This window comes from Actinomadura graeca (genome assembly GCF_019175365.1).
In the GTDB taxonomy this organism is placed as follows: Bacteria; Actinomycetota; Actinomycetes; order Streptosporangiales; family Streptosporangiaceae; genus Spirillospora; species Spirillospora graeca.
This window is the reverse complement of record NZ_CP059572.1, coordinates 8268005-8286794: the sequence shown is the minus strand read 5'-3', so window position 1 is coordinate 8286794 and position 18790 is coordinate 8268005. Positions and strand designations below refer to the sequence as shown.

Annotated in this window: 11 protein-coding genes, 1 pseudogene and 1 CRISPR repeat array; of the genes and pseudogenes, 5 read left to right on the top strand and 7 right to left on the bottom strand. The window is 65.2% G+C overall.

Annotated elements, in window-relative coordinates; all coding sequences use genetic code 11:
* Nucleotides 1-526 precede the first annotated feature (526 nt).
* Nucleotides 527-2731: a hypothetical protein gene (locus AGRA3207_RS36760; RefSeq protein WP_231331953.1), complete on the bottom strand. Its 2205-nt coding sequence runs from the start codon at nt 2729-2731 to the stop codon at nt 527-529.
* Between the two features lie 822 nt (nt 2732-3553).
* Here AGRA3207_RS36760 and AGRA3207_RS36755 point away from each other — a divergent pair.
* Both AGRA3207_RS36755 and AGRA3207_RS40420 read left to right on the top strand, forming a co-directional pair.
* On the top strand, nt 3554-4459 hold the full coding sequence (locus AGRA3207_RS36755) for an IS5 family transposase (RefSeq protein WP_231336505.1): 906 nt from the start codon (nt 3554-3556) through the stop codon (nt 4457-4459).
* Nucleotides 4460-4849: 390 nt separating this feature from the next.
* Nucleotides 4850-4942: pseudogene (locus AGRA3207_RS40420) on the top strand (IS481 family transposase); the annotation flags it as partial.
* A gap of 24 nt (nt 4943-4966) precedes the next feature.
* Here AGRA3207_RS40420 and AGRA3207_RS36750 read toward each other — a convergent pair.
* The 6 genes from AGRA3207_RS36750 to AGRA3207_RS36725 form a co-directional block, all read right to left on the bottom strand.
* On the bottom strand, nt 4967-6958 hold the full coding sequence (locus AGRA3207_RS36750) for a serine/threonine protein kinase (RefSeq protein ID WP_231331952.1): 1992 nt from the start codon (nt 6956-6958) through the stop codon (nt 4967-4969).
* Nucleotides 6959-7980: 1022 nt separating this feature from the next.
* A CRISPR array of direct repeats spans nt 7981-8253; the repeat unit is 29 nt; unit sequence GTTCTCCCCGCGCGAGCGGGGGTGGTCCG.
* Nucleotides 8254-8432: 179 nt separating this feature from the next.
* Nucleotides 8433-9779, bottom strand: a complete 1347-nt coding sequence (locus tag AGRA3207_RS36745) for a transposase (protein WP_231331950.1) — start codon at nt 9777-9779, stop codon at nt 8433-8435.
* Nucleotides 9780-10097: 318 nt separating this feature from the next.
* The gene (locus AGRA3207_RS36740) at nt 10098-14114 is read right to left on the bottom strand and encodes a P-loop NTPase family protein (protein WP_231331948.1); all 4017 of its coding nucleotides are present in this window, start codon (nt 14112-14114) and stop codon (nt 10098-10100) included.
* Nucleotides 14114-14428, bottom strand: a complete 315-nt coding sequence (locus tag AGRA3207_RS36735; protein ID WP_231331946.1) for a hypothetical protein — start codon at nt 14426-14428, stop codon at nt 14114-14116. Before AGRA3207_RS36735 ends, AGRA3207_RS36740 begins: the two co-directional genes overlap by 1 nt.
* A gap of 172 nt (nt 14429-14600) precedes the next feature.
* Nucleotides 14601-14864, bottom strand: a complete 264-nt coding sequence (locus tag AGRA3207_RS36730; protein WP_231331944.1) for a hypothetical protein — start codon at nt 14862-14864, stop codon at nt 14601-14603.
* A 74-nt stretch (nt 14865-14938) separates the two neighbouring features.
* Nucleotides 14939-16114, bottom strand: a complete 1176-nt coding sequence (locus tag AGRA3207_RS36725) for an IS3 family transposase (protein WP_231331942.1) — start codon at nt 16112-16114, stop codon at nt 14939-14941.
* Here AGRA3207_RS36725 and AGRA3207_RS40415 point away from each other — a divergent pair.
* From AGRA3207_RS40415 to AGRA3207_RS36710, 3 genes are all read left to right on the top strand, one after another.
* A complete protein-coding gene (locus AGRA3207_RS40415) occupies nt 16107-16496 on the top strand; it encodes a hypothetical protein (RefSeq protein ID WP_420830838.1) in 390 nt (129 codons plus the stop codon). The genes AGRA3207_RS36725 and AGRA3207_RS40415 overlap by 8 nt on opposite strands.
* Before the next feature lie 194 nt (nt 16497-16690).
* A complete protein-coding gene (locus AGRA3207_RS36715) occupies nt 16691-17017 on the top strand; it encodes a pentapeptide repeat-containing protein (RefSeq protein WP_231331938.1) in 327 nt (108 codons plus the stop codon).
* A 175-nt stretch (nt 17018-17192) separates the two neighbouring features.
* Nucleotides 17193-18707, top strand: a complete 1515-nt coding sequence (locus AGRA3207_RS36710; protein ID WP_420830928.1) for an ISL3 family transposase — start codon at nt 17193-17195, stop codon at nt 18705-18707.
* Nucleotides 18708-18790: the final 83 nt, after the last annotated feature.

Below are 18790 nucleotides of genomic sequence, written 5' to 3'. Positions count from 1 at the left end.
GCTACTGTGACGCACAGGGGCGGCGACGCGGATACGGCGGCCCAGGGCTCGAACGAATCCTTCGCGTTGGGCCGCGGAAAGCGTTTGACACCGCTGCACGGTATGAGCTCTGTCCCTGGGGCGTCGAAGTACACAGTGAAGGCACGAGCCGGTCTGCTGCGTCGATGCCCCCCACGCAGTTGCTCACCACGGTGCCGCGCGAGGATGTCAACGCTCTCGTCGAGGCCGAAGGTCGCCTGGCCGCGCTGCAACGACCGGCTCGCCATGCGGTGATGGTGGGGACTGAGAGCACACGACAAGATCTTCTCGAACAGGCGACGCTGTGCGGTCGCTTCACAGCGGGTGGATCAGAACCGCTTCTCATGGCCGCCCGTCAGCCGCTGACTCGACCGATCAACGAACCCAGCGAGATCACCTGCCCGGGCATCCGGGGAAACGCAACGTCTGCGCGGAATCGTCAACGAGTGCGAGCTTGTGCTTCAACCTGCGTGGTCGTGGTTTCGGCGTGCACAGGCGACTGCGGGCCTCATCGGCTTCGTTTAGGCCAGAAGAGGAAGCCGAAGAGAGCTGCGATCGCGAAAATCACGGAGACGCCCACGAGCGCCCATGTCGCCGCGTCGGCGGACTGGAAGAATCCCGCTTGCAGGACCTGTATCAGGCCCGACATCCCGGCAGCCGCGATGACGGCCAGGAAGACTTCTAGCTTGGCCCGCTGCCGTGCCTGGCGCCTGTGCTCCTCCAGAACTTCGTATTCTTCGCGCTGCTTGGCCAGTCTCTCGATGCTGGTCCCGAGCTGGTCTTGCCCGATCTCTTCGATCATGGTGTTCAGCTCCCGGACGCGTCGTTCGAAGTCGGAGTTGTCCAAGACGAGTCGCAGCATGTCCGCGACGACGGGCGACGACAGCAGCGAGGGCGACCTGATGAGCGCGATCGTCGACCGGATCGTGATGGCGAAGTCATTGAGGCGTGCCTTCTCGGCCTCCAGTTCGCCGGCCAGAGCACGCAAGGTCGCCGCACTGTCGGCTTGCTCGCGCCCTACGGTGTCCACCCGGTCGCGGAACTCGCCGACCCGATGGTAGTAATCCACCAGTTCCAGTGACCACCCCGCGAAGAGGCCGTGGAGCGAGGCCGCGAACTCCACCACGCTCCCCTGGGTGCCCTGGGTGAACGTCGCCGTCCCGGGCGCGTTGATGACGGTGGTGTTGGAGGTTCGGATGACCATGTCTCCCGTCAGTCCGGTGATGGCCCCCGCCAGGTCTCCCTGGCCGGTGTACCTGCCCCACTCGGCCACAGAGCCGATCAGATGCGTGACAGGGTTGGTGAGCACCTGTGCGCCCATCGAAACCAGCAGTTCCCGCGCGCTCCGGACCTCGTACCGAGACGGTCCGACGGGGCCTTGCGTGGTGGAGGCCGCGTTGACGGCGACGACCACGTGGAACGTCCCCGGGCTCACGAGGGCTTGCGGCTCGCTTTCAAGGAGACGTGCACAAACGTCCTCCTCCAGGGCCGCCGCGAGGTCGGACAGCCGCCGCCAAGTCCTGTCCCCGCTGTCGAAGGTGATCCGCACGGCACCGTATTCGGGTGCGCCCCGCAGCATCATGGAATAGAGCTGGTTCGGGGTGACGTCCACCATCTCCAAGGTGAAGCGTACGTAATGATTGCCGAGGCGGGAGAAGCGAACCTCTGCCTGCGCCCTTCCCAGCAGCCGGCGGTCGGCGTCCTCGATCAGCACATCGGGCAGTTCCGCCAGCGCACCACCGTAGCGCCGGCTGAACGCGTCCGAACCGTTCCAGACGTCGTCCAGGTTCAGTGAACTGTTGACCGACACCGCTTCCACCCCGCCCAGCCGCCAGCGGCTTCCCCGCAGGCTCACCTGGTCGACGACCTGCTGCGGGGTCACGCCGCGCACAGCGAACGGGTAGAGGTAGACGATTTTTCCGTGATCGATTCTCAGCCAGGGCTCGTTTCTCCTGTCGTTCAGCGACGCCAGCGACAGCCGATGGGCGCGAAGTTCGCTCAGGCTGACGGGGTCGGCAACCGAGCCCCCCATTTCGATCGCTTCGAGCTCGGCGATGGTCGTATCGAGTGCTTCGCCCGCCGCCAGGAACCGGCGCAACCCGCGAACGGCTCGGGCAACGGCATCGTTGTATGTTTCATAGTCCGCTGCTCGCCTGATCAGGTAGCCACTGAGGTCCGGATACTCCGCAGCGGCTCCTCTGGCCGGCCCGGCCGCTTCGCCTGCTGCCGAAGCCGCGGCGTTCAGTGCGGCCTCATGAGCGGCAAGCTGACCTGTGATCATGGCGTTTTCGGCATCGATCTGCGCGGCCAGGCTGTCCATCAAGGACAGCACCGCCTGTCCCGCCCACCGGTCCGGCGCGCTCAGCGGCTCGCCGTGGTCACGCATGCACTGAGCGGCGCCCTGCAGGGTGTCCTGCAACGGCTGGAAGTAGTAGGAGATATTCCACTCCGCCTCGACGGAGATGAGAACGAACAGCAGGAGCATCGGCACGCCACCCGGCGCCGCCGCGGCCTTGGGCCACTGGTCACTGATCGTGGCCGCCGTCACGGAGATGCCGTCGGCGCGACGCCCCGGCCGCTGCGCATCGGGATGCCCTGCGTCCCATTGCGGCAATTCCGCAATACGGCCTGTCTCGACCTGGTGACGTGCCAGCCATTCGCGCAGCGGTCTCAATTCACCCGCGGTCAGGGCGTCAAGCAAGTCGCGATGCATAGTCGGATGCTATACATCTTATCAGAGCTTGGTGAAAGCCTTCTTCATGATTGTAGCCGTATGGGGAGCGCAGCCCCGGGTCCTGCCGTTGAACTCGCTCGAGCTGTACCGACTTGGACGCCTCCGACCCTCCGCCCGCTCTTCGCCGTGGCCGGCGGCGGACAGTACAGCGATTGCGTCTGGTCAAGCGGTCGACGCCGCCCGGTGGCCGCCCGCAGCGCATACACGTGCTCGTCGTCGCTGCCGACATACACCATCCCGCCCAGCACTGCTCAGGACCCCGCGCAGCGGTTCGAGTCGGCAGCCGAGATGCGCGAGCAGATCCTCCGCGTGATCCACGAGATCAAGACACTCGATCCCACCCAAGTCCCCGCCGACTTCCAGCCCTCCACGATGTTCGAACCAGGTCATGCACTGCTGGACGGCGGGCTCAGCACCGTGCCGCCGCTGGACCGGCGGCCACCACGAGGTCCGGCTCGGCCAGCCGCCAACCCCGGCGATGATCGCCCGTGGCCTGCCTGTGCCCACACCAGACCCAGACGACCCCACGGCCGACCTGCTGGCCGCCATCGGCGCCGCTGAGCCACAGGATCTGCTCGACAGGTTGTCGCAGGTCCCCCCTCACCCGAAGTCGCTTTGCGCCGCTGCCGCGCGCAACTGGAACTCGGCCGGCTCGACCAAGCCGAGCGGTGGGGCAGGCTTGGTGCCTAGGGCCTGTCTCAAAGTGGAGTGAGCGGCGTGTCCGGCGCCGAAAGTAGTGAGGTCTCCGGTACAGGAGTCATCGACCAAGAAGACCCTGAGTTCCGGAGACCTCGTGCCACCCTGGCGGTGACGAGGCGGTTCGACCTGACCGATGAGCAGTGGGCGCTCCTGGAGCCGGTGCTCCCACCGCCCAAGGGGCCAGGTAGGCCGTCGAAGTGGACCAAACGCCAGCTCATCGATGGGATCCGCTGGCGGGTGCGGACCGGTGCGCCCTGGCGGGACGTGCCGGAGCACTACGGCTCCTGGCACGCGGTCTACGCGCTGTTTCGCCGCTGGCAGCGCGCCGGCATCTGGGCAGGCGTCCTGGCCGGGCTGCAGACGCGGGCGGATGCGGCCGGGTTGATCGGCTGGGAGGTGAACGTGGATTCCACGATCGTGCGGGCTCACCAGCACGCCGCCGGTGCCCGCCGCCGCGGCGATCTGCAGCGCGAGCCACCCGCAGGTGCGGGCACCGAGCCGGCCGATCACGCCCTGGGCCGCTCCCGCGGCGGGTTGTCGACCAAGGTGCATCTGGCCTGTGAGCAGGGGCAGCGGCCTTTATCGATGGTGGTGACGGCCGGGCAGCGCGGGGACGCCCCGCAGTTCGAGGCGGTGATGGCCCAGATCAGGGTCGCCCGGCCAGGACGGGGCCGTCCCCGCACCCGCCCGGATCGGGTTCGGGCCGATAAGGCCTGCTCGTCGCGGGCGATCCGCGCTCACCTGCGCGGCCGTGGTATCGCCTGCACCATTCCGGAGCCGGCCGACCAGTCCGGTCACCGGAAGCGGCGGGGCAGCCGCGGCGGCCGCCCGCCGTCCTTCGACCCGGTCGACTACCACGGCCGCCACGCCGCCGAGTGCGGCATCAACCGTCTCAAGCGGCACCGGGCTGTGGCCACCAGATACGACAAGCTCTGCGTCCGTTACCAGGCCGTCCTTGAGATCACTGCCATTAACGAATGGCTCCACCTACTTCGACACACGGCCTAGCCGCTGGCAGGTGAGCACTCCGGCTCGCGGGACCGACATGAGTCCCGCCGCTACACCGTGTTCTTGGGCGGGTGTTCCGTTAGCACATCTGTCAACGGCCACTTGTTTGTCCCCGCTTCTAGAACTGACTGCGATCATATGATCGCGGCGTTCTCCTGTTGGTCTGACCCGAAAACTGACCGGCTTCATACCCTGTCTTCGACCTGTCGGCTGGCTGGAGGCCGCCGTGTGGCGTCGCCGGCCTGGGAGCGCTGTGGCTTCATAGCGCCTCTGTGTGTCAAGCGGTGCGGGCAAGGTGGTTGCGTTGATCGCGTTTCATGATCCGGTAGACCACGTTGGACAGCCTCGTTTCAGGGCTCGGCGGACCTCTGCGACAAGCTCCGCGAGTGGGAGGACTACTACAACTACGATCGACCCCACGGCGGCCTGGGCGGCCAGACACCCTACGAACGCCTCACGCAAAAGGCCCAGGCCCAGACGTAAACGATCATCGTCGGTCGCACACCGTCAGCTGTCGTCCATTAGGGCCACGATCACTACGCAAACGGAGGCCACCACAACTATCGAAAACGCTAGAACCACCAGGAGAGGGACACCAGCCACCCAACCCAAAGCGAGGAACGCCGAGATCGACTTTCGCGAGCTGGCGTCGTCGGGGTCGTGAACGATGTTCTCGTAGAGACCAGCCATTCGGGAAGGATGCAGAGGCAAGCTTCCGATGATCGCACACAGGGTCGTGATCAAGGATGCCGTGAGCAGCCAGTGAGGCGGGCTCGATCCTCGGTTCAGTTGCGACGTCACGAGGAGGCCCACAGCCATCGCCGCCAGGCTGAGCACGCCGATCCGGGGAATGTAGATGCCCGCCGGACGGTATGCGGTCTTGGCTAGCTTGGTCAGTTTCGCTCGCTGGGAGTCGTCGAGGCGCCAGACGCCAAGTGTGGGCTCCATGTTTAGAAGCAGCGCTGCGCGATCTGCATGGAAAGGACCAAGTTGATGACGTCTCCGGATCTTGCCCCCTTGCAAGAGCAGAAGGCGGATCAATCTTGTACGTCGTACATCCGGAAGATCGGCTTGAACTTTGCCGAAGGATCGGAATATCTCGCGGATCTGGGCGAGCGAGGCTCTGGAGAGAGACGTCTCGATCGCCGCCCAGAGCGGGTCGCTATCGGAGATCATCAGAGCCCTGGCCAAGCTGACGGGCGTGCCCTGGCGAATAAGTGCCTGGACGTACCGCTGGATCACGTCCGCGTTCCCGGGCGCAAGATCGAACGCGTGTGCCGCGTGCTGATCACCGGCGGCGTCTTCACCTGCACGCTTGAGCAGAAGCGTGACGTACCGACCCCGGATCTCTGGTGTGTCCGGAGCAAGTTGGAAAGCACGATCGACCGCGGCCTCCTCTCCCGTGTTCGCCAGGGCACCGGCGTACTCAAGGGCGATCTGGGGATCGTCGGGGGCGATCTCATGGCCATGACGCAGACGGTCGAGACCTCGTTCGTTCAGTCCCAGAGCGATCAGGGAGAGGCCGAGAACAGCTAGACAAGCCGCGTTCCTGTCGTCGAAGTGAAGGCCCTTTTCTGCCTGGCCCTGCGCACGCCGAGGCCAGCCACCGTCGAGACTGCGCCGGGCCTCGCGGGCAAGCTGGCCAGCCCGGGTGGGCTGCTCTCGCACGCGGCTGGCCGATTCGCTGACGGCGGCGGTCGACACGACCGAATGCGACACGGGCATGCCCTTGAGCCGACCCAGCAGCTGCGGCATGGTCGGGCGCTCAGCAGCGGGTTTGGCCAGGCACATTGAGACCAGGTCACGTAGTTCGCCGTGCAGCTCACCCAAGTCCGGGTCGTCGAACTGGATCCGCGAGTAGACACCGGAGTCGTTCGGTCCAAAGGGCGGGCGCCCGTTGGCGGCAAAGACGACAGTAGCGGCCCAGGCAAAGACGTCGCTGGGCTCCCAAGGCCCGACAGCTTCGCCTCTTGCCTGCTCTGGCGACATGTATGGGGGGGTTCCCATGTGCAGGCCCGGTTGGGTCAAGTCGCTGGTTGTGCCCATCAGCGAGGCAATACCGAAGTCGATGACTCGAGGTCCGTACGGGCTCAGGATGACGTTCCCCGGTTTCATGTCACGGTGAGCGATGCCCACTGCATGAATCGCATCCAGCGCAAGCGCCATGCCGACGGCCACGGCTTCGAGTTCACTCTCCCGCAGCACCCCCGCGCGAAGCACCCGTTCCTCCAGATTGGGGCCGGAGACATACTCAGTGACCAGGTAGGGCGACTCGGCACTCAGATCCGCGTCTAACAGAGGAGCTGTGCACCAACGGCGCACACGGCGGAGCGCATTAACCTCTCTGGAGAACCTTTCAAGGAGCTGGGGGGTCGCGAAACGACTATGGATCGTTTTCAGCGCCACTCGGCCGCGGTCCGGATGCTCGGCCAGGTAGACGATGCCCATCCCGCCCACGCCCAACGTTCTGAGCAGAGTGTAAGGACCGAACTGGCTCATGTGCTTCCGCCTGAGGCAGTAGGGACAGAGACGTTCGCACCGTTTAGACGGCCAGGCCGGCGTGCGAGTTCCCACCAGCTTAGGGCTGCGACACTTAACTGGGTTGACAACAACCCGATGACAGGGCAGACCGCCCACGGAGGGTGAGGTCGGAAGATCCACGAGAGTTACCACACCGGAAAGGGACTGTCTTGACGATCATGTGGTTGGGGTGGTGATTCGGAAGGCTGGGGCCGATGCCCCGGCCGGGAAGGATCAAGTTGTCTCGCGATTGGAAGCAGTCATGCGGTCTCTGCCTGGGGGGACTGCGCCGAAGAGTGTCTCGAAGGGGCGGGCGTGGTTAGCTTCGATCACGTAGTAGGCGCCGCTGGAGTGTACGTGCCCGGTCATTGTGAACGCCGTTACTTCGGCGGGTGTCAGGGCGGCTAGTGTTCTGCGTCTGAAAGTGCGAGCAGTGCGAGGGCCGCCGGTTCGAGGCGTCGGTGCTCGAGCACCGACGCCTCGGACGGCCGGGACATCAGCGAGGTCCTGACGAAACCTGTGGCGGCGGAGGACTTCTTCGGCGCGAGCGAGGCGTGGGCGCCAGCGGCGCACGCGATACGCGGCGGCACCGAACGCAAGCCCCACGAGTCGGCCAGCCTGTAGCCCGTGGGCACAGTAAGGCGGGACCCGCGCCGTCGGCCCTCCGGCGACGGGGTCGCAGGGTCAGGACGGCGGAGCGGGGACCAGATTCGCGGCCGCCACGGCCGCGGCCACCAGGTTGGAGGCCATCGCTCGTCCGGTGCTGTGTGGCCAGTCCCGGCCCTCTTCGCTCTCCAAGTAGCTCGGGTCGGGCCCGCGTCACGGTTTCTGCCACCATAAGCTGGATTCCAATCCGTTTAGCCACCGCACCCAGCTGCGCAATGCGCCACCGGCATAACCAGCGCGACCCACGTAGGCTCACCCTATGCGCGACAGCAGCCAGCCCTGGAACCGCTCATCTCAAAACAGTAACGACCCTACATAACCCCAGGTCACGAAGTGTTCTCCCCGCGCGAGCGGGGGTGGTCCGAGTTTCTGACGCAGGTGCGCCAACTGCTGCTGGTTCTCCCCGCGCGAGCGGGGGTGGTCCGGCAACCCATGGCCAGGCGGTGGCTCAGGATCTGTTCTCCCCGCGCGAGCGGGGGTGGTCCGGCCGCCCCCGCCATCCCCGCCATGCCCGCTCTGTTCTCCCAGCGCGAGCGGGGATGGTCCGACGAACGCGCAGTCCGGGCCGCGAAGGTCCAGGTTCTCCTCGCGCGAGCGGGGGTGGTCCGCTCAGGTCCGCGCCAATCAGGTTCGGGCCGTTGTTCTCCCCGCGCGGGGGTGGTCCGATCGAGGCGCACCGGGGGATCTCCGCGGTCCGGTTCTCTCCGCGCGAGCGGGGGTGTGTCGACGACGCCTGAAGACTGGATCTGGCCCACTTTTCGGATGCTGTTGGTGATGTTGGGCGTTGTTAGTCGGCCGGTGGCGTGTGGAATCGTTGGCAGAGCTGCTGGAATGGACTGGTCGGACGTGAGAGCCGGTCGGGGATGGTGCCGGGCGGGTAGCATTCGGCGAGCCGGATGATGTTGGTGCTGGCGGCGGTGAGAACGTGCTGGACGTGGGTCTTGGCCAGGCCGCGGTAGCGGCAGCGGCGCAGGCCATGGGCATGGACGGTCTCTGACACGGTGGCCTCACAGCCGGCGCGCTGTGCGTAGCGGGCCTGCCATTGGAGCGTCTGCTGCTCGGCTCTTGCGCGGGTTTGGATCTTCTGCAGGGGCTCGGGCAGCAGGGTGATGTGGCGTCCCTTGCCGTCGGCGTTGCCGGTGCAGGCCAGGCGGTCCTCGCAGACCCGGCAGGCCTTGCGGGGGAACAGCACCGACAGGTATGCGCGACCGTCGCCGGTGGCCGGTTTCCAGGGCGGGCTGGTCACTCCGCGTGGGCAGGTCAGGGTGTGCGCCTGCCAGTCGATGTGGAAGTCGGCCTTGGTGAAGCCCGGCCGCTGTGCGCCTCGCGGGTCGGCCCGGACGGGGCCGAGCAGCGTGATGCCCCATCGCGTGGCGGCGTGGTGCATGGCGTCGGGAGTGACATAGCCGCCGTCGACCAGGTGCTCGCAAGGCGCCAGGTCGCGGGCGGCCAGTCCCTGATGGATGGCCTCCAGGGCATCGATGTCCTGCTCGGGTGCCAGCCGGGTCACCACGTGCACGATGACATTCGGGCCCTCACCCTCGCAGGTCTCGCTCTGATGGTCGCGGTAGCCGATCCACTCGGCCTTGCCCGCAGATGTGGCCGTCGCTGCGCCCTTCCGGCAGTAGCGGGCCTGGGGATCGTGCGGGGTGAGGACCTCCAGCCCGGCCCATGGAACCCGGGCCGAGTCCGGGTCCGGCCGTCCGCGTACCGCTGCAGCCGCAGAGCGGCGGCGTGGGGTATCGCGACGGCTTTGCCGGTCCCGGGTGGTCTTGGGCCCGCGCCAGGCCAGGGAGCCGTCTTCTTCCCTCCAGTACTGCTGTACCCACATCTGGCGCAGTACCTGCACTTTGGGCAGCTCACGCAGCCGCCGCGGAGCGCCGGCGGCATACACCGCCTCCAGGATCTGCATCCCGTCGGCACCGACCCGCAGCACCCATGCGGCCAGTTCGTCCTTGCCGCGGGGCAGCCGTTCAAAGCGGATCGGGCGGTGGTAGCGCCGCGCCCATTCCGCCGTGACCAGTCCGGCCAGCCATTCCCCGCCGACGGCGGCCAGTTCCTCAAGCGCGGCGCGCAGCGTCTCACCGACCAGCTCGGCCCGGTTCAGCCGCCGCACCGCCGCCAGCACATGCATGGCCTGGCACTCGTGTGCTGAACACGGCGCGGTTCGATGCGCGACGGCGACGTAGCAACCGTCGCCGCCCCCAACACCACGACCCGATGACTCGCCGATCGCGATGCGACAGCGGGGCGCGTGGGCAACCCCATCTGCTCACCTGCTCTCTCAAGCCGAGACATCTTCCAGGTCATCGTCACAACCACCACGTCCAGAGCCCGAGGTGTACCTTGATGACGTCCGTGCTCAAGATCGGCCCAGACAAGCCCGCCGCACGTCCCGTCTCAAGGTCTTCGGAAGCATGCTCTTCTGCCGATGATCGGACGTTCCGCAGCACTAAGGAACCTCGACGTATCGAGCGTTCTCGAGGAGGGCGCTCGGCGAGGAGCGTGCAATCGACGTAAGAAGCGATATGACGTCCGGCGTTTCGGCGAGCGCTTCGGCCAGCAGCCGCTGGCGGCGGGCTGGAACCGCTCGTCGGGCGACCTCGGCGAGGGCCTGCGCGCGTTGAGCAGAACCGATGATGGATCGGGCGATTTTCTCCGCCCGCTCGATATCACCTGCCTCCGACCATGCTGATGCCAGGACGCTTGCCGCTGTTTGCAGGAGTGAGGGTGCGATCATTCGGGAAGCTGATTCGGCCCGCTCGAGTTGTCCGATATCAATGAGCGTCTCGATCAATTTGTTGACGACAAGCATCCGGTCGAATGGGTCGACGGCAGAACCTGCTATCGCTTCGGCCCTGTCGAACTGGCCTGCAGATACCAACGCTTCGATGGCGGCCTGACACACGTGCTCTCGTGTCATAAGGTCATCGATCGAGTCGATGACGCCCGTCACACGGGAAAAGTCTTCCGCCAGCACAAGAATTCTTACGTGACTTGCGAGGACACCACCCCTAAAGAAATTTTCAGGGAGGGTGTGAATGCAATCCTCAGCCGTACGGATGATACGGTGCACGAGACTGAACTTTCTCGCTCGGATGAGTACCGGCACCAGGTTGTGGAGAAGGTCGATTCGGATTAGGGGATCGGTGAGGAGTCGGGCAGTGGTTTCGACCTCTTGATTAATCTCCAGCGCGTGCCAAAGTTCACCTCTCTCCATCAGTGGTGGAACGATAGCGATCAAGACTCTGTTCCTTGTGACCTGGTCAGGAATGGAACGAGCAGTGCGCTCCGCTCGATCGAGTTTGTTCAGGCGGATCAACATAGGGACGAGAGCCCTCAAGGCAGCCGTTTGCAAGTCGCTGTCAACGAGGAGTTCGATCGCCTCTTCGACGGTGTCGATGATTGCGCTTGCTCGTTGCGGTTCATCTGCTTCTAGCCACTCACTCATCAATGAAATGATGGCTTGAGTCCGGGCAGCAGGGTCGGGTATGGAATGAACGATTGCCTCGGCACGCTCATGTTCGCCCTGCTGGATCAACTCCGGAATCAGGGAGCTCAGAGCCTGTGTGCGTGCGGTCGTGTCAGTGATGCGGGCGATTGTCTCCTCAGCTCCACTGAATTCACGCGCTTGAGCCAGCGCCAGCGCGAGGGCGCCGAGCGCACGGGAACGTTCGCCAAGATCACGACTCGAACGGGCATTCGCTTCGACGCTATCGACGATCCGCTGTGCCCTTTCTTGACAGCCAGCCTTCAAAAGCGCGGGTACCAGAGCGTTAAGCGCGCAATCTTGCACGGCAGCGTCAGTGACAGTCCAAAAGATGGCCTCGGCCGTGTCAAGGTCTCCAATTTCGACCATCTTCGCCAGTAGCGTACTGAAGGGTCCGGAGCGGGCGGAGGCTTCGGTGATGGCCTCCGCTACAGCTCTGGCCTTGGTGACGTCACCGGCTGTAGCGAGGACCGATGCTAGGTTACCCAATATCTGGGATCGGAAACCCGGATCACTGTGGGAACGTGCGATGATTTCTACCTCAGCCGAAATGCATTGAGCGCGATCAAGGTCTCCTGCCGCGGCGAACGCGGGGACGAGGGCGCACAGCGCGAAGATCTGCACGGTCTCGTCCGCGAGTGACCTTGATGAAGCCTCAGCGCGATCGAGCTCTCCTGCTTCGATCAACGCTGGAACTAAAGCTTGGGACGCCTGCAACTCAGCGTGAGGTTTTGGCGCCGTCATCATCACGCTCTCTGCCCCCTCGAAATCTCCGGCCTGCACCATCGCTTCGACAAGGACTCGCCACAGATATGCGTCGGTCACATGTCCAGTGGACGCGATAACGTTTCTCGCACGGGCAGACTCCCCAATATGGACCAGCATGGGCACTAGAGAAATCCGCGTACTCGCACGATTGAACGGATCGCGGACGGATCTCACTACTTCTTCGGCAGTACGAACCGCGTCACGAGCTTCGTCAAGCCGTCGCACACTAACTAGCGCTCGCGTAAAGACTTCTACTGCACTCATCCAGGGAAAGAGGTGGCGGATCCGGACGATTTGCCGCTGAGCCCGAAGATAATCGCCAGATGCACAGAAGGCCACCACAAGGGATTTCCGGGCCCAAGCTACGTCTTCGGAGTCGGCCTGCAGGTCGTTCGCGATCACTTCAGCCCGATCTAGCTCGCCAACAGTTGCGAGCGCCGTTACCAGTGCTGCTTGGACGGAAGTTCGGATCCTTGAGTCAACGATTGAGTGAGCCACCTCTTCCGCCTCGCCGGTCTGCCCGGCTTGTATTAAGGCGGTCACCACAGAGGTCAGCACGTGTGCAGAGAGGGGCAAGTTTCTTCCGGAAATCGGCGAGTTCTCGGATTCGATCGACGCGACCAAAGCCTCGACTCGAGAGCGCTCTCCTTCCAAGACGAAGATCTCAGCTAATCTCTTATGTGCCTGCAGCCTCGCGTTTGGATCGACGATTGAGCCAGCCAGGGCTTCGGCGCGGTCCGGGAAGCCAAGGCAGGCCCAGGCGGCGGGAAGGGCCGGGGGGATCCTGCTGTTGCGCCAGGTAAGGTACCGGCGAGTCAAGGCAAGGCGAAGACACACTGCCAGATCAGGGCTCGGACCACGGTTGATGGCGGCCTGGGTGGCGGTTATTTCGGTCAAAGCGGTTGCGTCGCCACCACTGACGTCAAGCATCCGATCGAAGCGCGCCCTGTCGACCACCAGATCGATCATGCGAGATGTGTCAGCGTGATCGCGAAGGAACAATAGGTAATCGCGCAGCAGGTATTCCGGTGTCCCTATCGGCCACCTCTTGTCCCTGTAGGTGTCACACCAGGTATCGAGACGTCCTTTGAAACCTGTCAGGGCCTGCCCGCCGAGGTAGGCGAGCGCGTTGACTCGAAGTTCCTCGTGAGCCATGGCGAACACGTCTGGTCCAGTTCCGGGCTGCCAGCGGCTAGCGCGGCCATTGAAGGTCCGACCAGACGGCCCGCGCAACACTCTCTCGATCTTCCATGGCAAGACACCTGTCAATTCCGCGAGGTCACGGACGCTCAAGCCGCCACCGGCAGTCACCACGAGTCCGAGAACATCATGGGCTATCCCTGTGTCCTCGAGCAGACTCTCAAGTTCGTGGGTTGCGACATCACGGATGACGTGCGCGTGGTCAGAGACAGCGAGAGCCTTGATGATTCCAGAGTCGCGCAGAGGATGGTGGGCGGGGACGTCAGTGGGGATCGGTGGATCTGGCCTACCTGCCAAAACTAATTTCAGCCCCTTGGGTGGCCGGACGGGAAGAAGTGCGGCGATGCTGTGCTCATGCTGGCCATCAGCGAGCCCCCGATCCTCATCCAGTCCATCCACCAATAGGACCAGCCCTTCGCCACCTTCGGCACACGTCGCGGTCGCTTCATGAAGGAGCTGAATGAACCTAGACTGCCGCGTCGCCTCGGGAAGAAATGACGGCTCTGGTTCGCCCGTGATCTCCGCAAGCTGGCCTAGAACGACGTCGAGAAACGCGGTACGGTCAGATTGACCCGCGAACCGAGCGGTGATGAAGAACGACACCACCCGCACACCTTGTGGCGGGTGCAGGACGAACCACGACATCAATGCCGATTTCCCTGACCAGGCCGGCGCCCTCCACCACACATAGCTTGGCGATGACTCAGCGTCGTCCTTGCAGAAGGTAGTGAGCTCCGCGAGCTCAGCGTCGCGGTCGACCAGGTTCTGAGGAGCGATACTCTCCACGGTCCGCAGATAAAACGACCGTGCAGGCCTGGACAACCTTCCGTCGACTGCTGGCCCACCTGCTGTGTGGACATGAATTTGAGCGTCGTCCTTGACGATGACGCTGTGGTCGCCGGTAAGGATGTCCCGATCTTGGACTTGAATGAGGTCTCGCCCGACGTTGGTGCTGGTGACTTCCTGGCTGGAGTCGGCAGCGCCTTTTCGAGGTTTGCGGCGCCATGGCATCAGGAGATGGAGCGCTGGGTCTGATTGAGGTCACCGCTGACATGGGTGTCAGTGACGTCCTGGACGCCGACGGAGGCCATGGACTGGCCGACGGACCCCCCGACCCTCGTGCCTTGGATGTTCTGCCGGCCATGCTGGCTTGGCTCAGGTGTGGGGGTGACAGGGAGCCACCATTGGATGACGCCGCCAACGGAAAGTAGTACGGCTCCACTGATCCACCAGCCGACAGCCTTGTGGTCAGTGAAGAAGCCTGTGGCAAGGTTGACCGCAGCGGCGATGAAGACGGTCCCGGCTGCGCCCAACAGTCGTTGCACTCTTGAATCCATCCCTGCCCCCTGGCAGAACGAAACTGGTGCCCCAAGTATCCCGCAGGAGCGTAGGTCTCGCCGCGAGACAACCTGGAGGAGCTGAGGCAACGGGAGGCATCCGCTCATGCCGCCAAGCGGGCGCGATGGCCAGCAGGCCGGCGGGTCTGGCTGGCGGCGGTTACCGGGGCGGTGCCGCGGGTCGGCGGGCGAACAGGATCGCGCCCGGCTTGGCCTCGTCGGGATTGAGCAGGTGCTGTGCTTCGATGGTGAAGCCCGCCTCGCGGAGCCAGTCGGCCACGCGGGATGGCTGGCGGTGGTACACGTACATTTGCGTCGAGTGGTCGCCGTCACCGGTCGTCTCGAGTATCGACTCCTCACCTACGTGGAATCCCACGGCCATGACCCCGTCTGGCCGCAGCACCCGGTGGAACTGTCTGAGCACGCCCGGTACCGCCTCGTCGGGGATGTAGATCAGCGACCACTACGCGAGCACACCGGCTTGATGTTGCCCCTGTTTCACGGACTCGCGGGTGAGGAGATCGGGCTCGACGGGTGGGTGGTTTCGAACTGTATCGGGCTCATGTAGTCCAGGGCGGAGTGGCGTCGGCGACGGTTGTAGAACCCTTCGATGTACTCGAAGATCGCGTTGGCGAGTTCGACGCGGGTTCGCCAGCTTTGCCGGTCGAGCAGCTCGGTTTGCATGCGCGCCCAGAACGACTCGGCCACGGCGTTGTCGTAGGGATCGCCGACTGTGCCCAGGGAGGGCAGCAGCCCGGCTCGGCGGGCGCGTTCGGTGAAGATCCATGAGGTGAACTGGGTGCCGTGATCTGCGTGGATGATCCCGCCCGGGACCTGTCCGGCGGCGCCGCGGGAATCGATCGCCATGCCCAGCGCGGAAGTGGCCAGATCGGCCCGCTGCCGCGAATCGATGGCCCAGCCGACCACACGGCGGGAGAAGGCGTCCAAGACCACGCAGCAGTAGAGCTTGCCCTCCCGGGTGGGATGCTCGGTGATGTCGGTAACCCACAACTGATTCGGCCCGTCGCGGTGGAAGTTGCGTTTCACCAGGTCGGTGACCGTCGCCGAGGCGGGGACCCGCTTGGCTCTGCGCCGCAGGGGCAGCCCCGCCAGGCCGGCCCGCTGCATCAGCACCGCCACCGTCTTGCGCGAGACGACGACGCCCTGCCCCTGGACGAGCTCGGCGCGCACTCGGGGCGACCCGTATGTCTGTCGTGACGCCTGGTGGATGGCGGTGATCTGATCGGTCAGCCACGCCTGGCGGATCGCCCGGGCCGACGGCGGACGGGCGCGGGCGTCGTAGAAGCCCGACCGGGACACCCCGAGCGCCAGGCATGCCTGCTTGACCGGGACGCCCTCAACGGCCAGTTCGGCCACCAGGGCGAAGCGGGCTTTTGGGGGCACCACCTTCTCGATCGCCGCGGCGGCCTTGTGTAGGATCTTGACCTCGTTCTCCAGCTCGGCGATCCGTGCTCGGGCCTGGGCCAGGGCAGCGGACTCGGCCTGTGCGGGGCTGAGTGACTTCAGACCACGGTCGATCAGGTCCCGCCGTTTCCAGCGGTGCAGGCACGACTCCGCGATGCCCAGGGACGCGGCCACGTCCCGCACCGATCGTCCCGACTCCAGCAGATTCAGGGTACGCCGACGAAACTCCGGCGGGTAAGGCTTGGGCACCAGAACGATCTCCTTGACAAGATCGCCGAACCCTACCTATCTCAACAACCGTGCCCGTCAAACGGGGGCAACATCAAGCTGTCCGTGCTCTGGAGGGAAGCTCAGGTGGGAACCAGGCAACGACAAAGTACAGACCGATGACTGGGGCTGCGACATCGACGGCCCCCCAGCCGTCTTCGTCTACGACAAGCAGCAGCACGCCTTCGCCACGAGCAAGAACTGCTTGCAACATTTCTGGTGGGAACCGAGCAGTGAAGTGGAGCATGACGTATGGGGCTGCGGTATTGAGAGCACTCCCGCCGGATTCGCCACGGGTAACCAGCAGCATGTTTTCGCCATCAGCCAAAAGCAACCTCTCCAGCATTTCTGGTACGCCGGTTGAAGGGAGAACTGAGATAGTGGCACAACGCTGACAACACAATGAAGTCTCCGGCGGTCGGGCCTTCCACTACAAAACCCGACCACCGGAGACCTCATGCGCAAGCGGAGGCAAGTTCGGCGCCTGTGTGGTCTGGCCCGGCCAGGCCCGCGCGGCCGCTCCTATCGCCTCTGCGTGAGGGGACCGTCCGCGACAAGGTGGCCGCGCTCAAACGGCGCGGTGTCGGCCCTGCGGGGTGGACGCCTCATTGGTTCCGGCACACCCACGCGACCCTGACCGACGCGAACCTGACCGGCGCACGTCTGGTCGGCGCGAACCTGACCGGCGCGAACCTGGTCGGCGCGAACCTGACCAGCGCCATTCTGCTGAGGGCACGCTGGTCGCGGAACCAGGTGCCGCTGGCAACGGTGTGGCCGGAAGGCTGGGCAGCCGCGATGCTGCGACGGTCGACGCAGCACGGACCGGGTCTGTACCAGGTGATGGCCGAGGGAAATCCCGGCCAGGCAGCAACACCGACCACGTGAACCGATGGAAGCCCGCACTCAACGCCTTCGACATCGCCTTCGAAGGCCGCCTGACCACACCCGAACTAGACACCGCAAGATCCAGTTACACCCTTAACTGGGCTCTGTCCCGTAATCGGTGGTGGCGGTGAGTGATCACCTGCCAACCTGGGGCGTGCTGGAGATCAACAATCTGATGAGTGTGGTGTTTTCGGGCCTGTCTGCGCTGGTCATCGAGGATGTCGCGGACGACAACGATCGCATTCGGGTCATGGCCCGCACTCGGGAGGGGCTGGCGCCGTGCCCGATGTGCGGGGTACTCACCGGGCAGGTCCACGGCTTGTGCGGCCGGACCGTCACCGACGTCCCGGTCGACGGGCGGCCGGTGGTGGTGTCGGTGCGAGTGCGGCGGCTGGTCTGCCCCGCACAGGGATGCCCACGGCAGACGTTCGGTGAACAGGTGCCCGGTCTGCTGGAGCGCTATCAGCGCCGTACCAGCCGGCTGACCGGCCAGTTGAGCGCGGTGGTCACAGAGCCGGCGGGCCGGGCGGGTGCTCGCCTGTCACAGGCGCTGCAGGTCGTGGTGTCGAAGTCGACGGCGCTGCGGCTGCTCATACGGCTGCCACTGCCGCCGCCGCGGATCCCGCGGGTGCTCAGGGTCGATGACTTCGCCTTGAAACGCCGCCACCGCTACGCCACCATCCTCACCGACACCCAGACCGGCGAGCGCATCGAGGTTCTCCCCGGCCGCGGTGCCGACGCCCTCCAAGCATGGCTGCCTACCCACCCCGGGGTCGAGATCGCCTGCCGGGACGGCTCAGGTGCCTACGGCGAGGCGATTCGCAGGGCGTCACCTGAGGCGGTGCAGATCAGCGACAGGTGGCACGTGCAGAAGAACCTCTGCGACAAAACCCTCGCCGAAGTCCGCTCCCACAGCTCATGCTGGGCCACGGCCAACCCGGCCCGGCCTGCCGGTGCCCGGGAGCAGACCACCCGGGAACGCCGGCAACAGATCCACGACCTGCTGGACAAGGGCGTCGGCCTGCTGGAATGCGCGCGCCGCCTCAATCTGTCCCTGAACACCGTCAAACGCTACACCCGCACCCGCCAGCCCGAAGCCCTGCGCCGCGCTCCGCGTTACCGCCCCACCCTCGTCGATCCCTACCGCGATCACCTGCGGGAGCGGCGTGCCGCCGATCCGGCGGTCCCGGTTCTCCGGCTGTTCCACCAGATCAAGGAACTCGGCAACACCGGCAGCCTCAACCTTCTCTACCGCTACATCACTCAGGGCCGGGCCGAGGGCGACCGGCCCGTCATCACCCCACGCCGACTCACCCGGCTCCTGCTCACCCGCCCCGATAGGCTGCGCGAGGCCGACACCCGGCTACTGCAGGAACTCACCGCTGCCTGCCCCGAGCTGGCCGAGCTCGCCCGCCTGGTCCGCGGCTTCGCCGAACTCCTCACCCCGGCTGAAGGTAACGACGCCGAGCTCACCGCCTGGATCATCGACGCCCGAGCCGCTGACCTGCCCCACCTGCATGGCTTGGCCAATGGCCTCGAACTCGACCGCGACGCGGTGAACGCCGGCCTCACCCTGCCGCACCACAACGGCCGGACTGAAGGCGTCAACACCCGAACCAAGAGAATCATGCGGCAAATGCACGGCAGGGCCGGGTTCGACCTACTCCGCCACCGCATCCTGCTTCAGTAAGGGTCACGCAGCGCCACCACCGATTACGGGACAGAGCCGTTTCCGGCTCTGTCGCACTTTCGGTGGTAGCGGAGGGTGTCAGC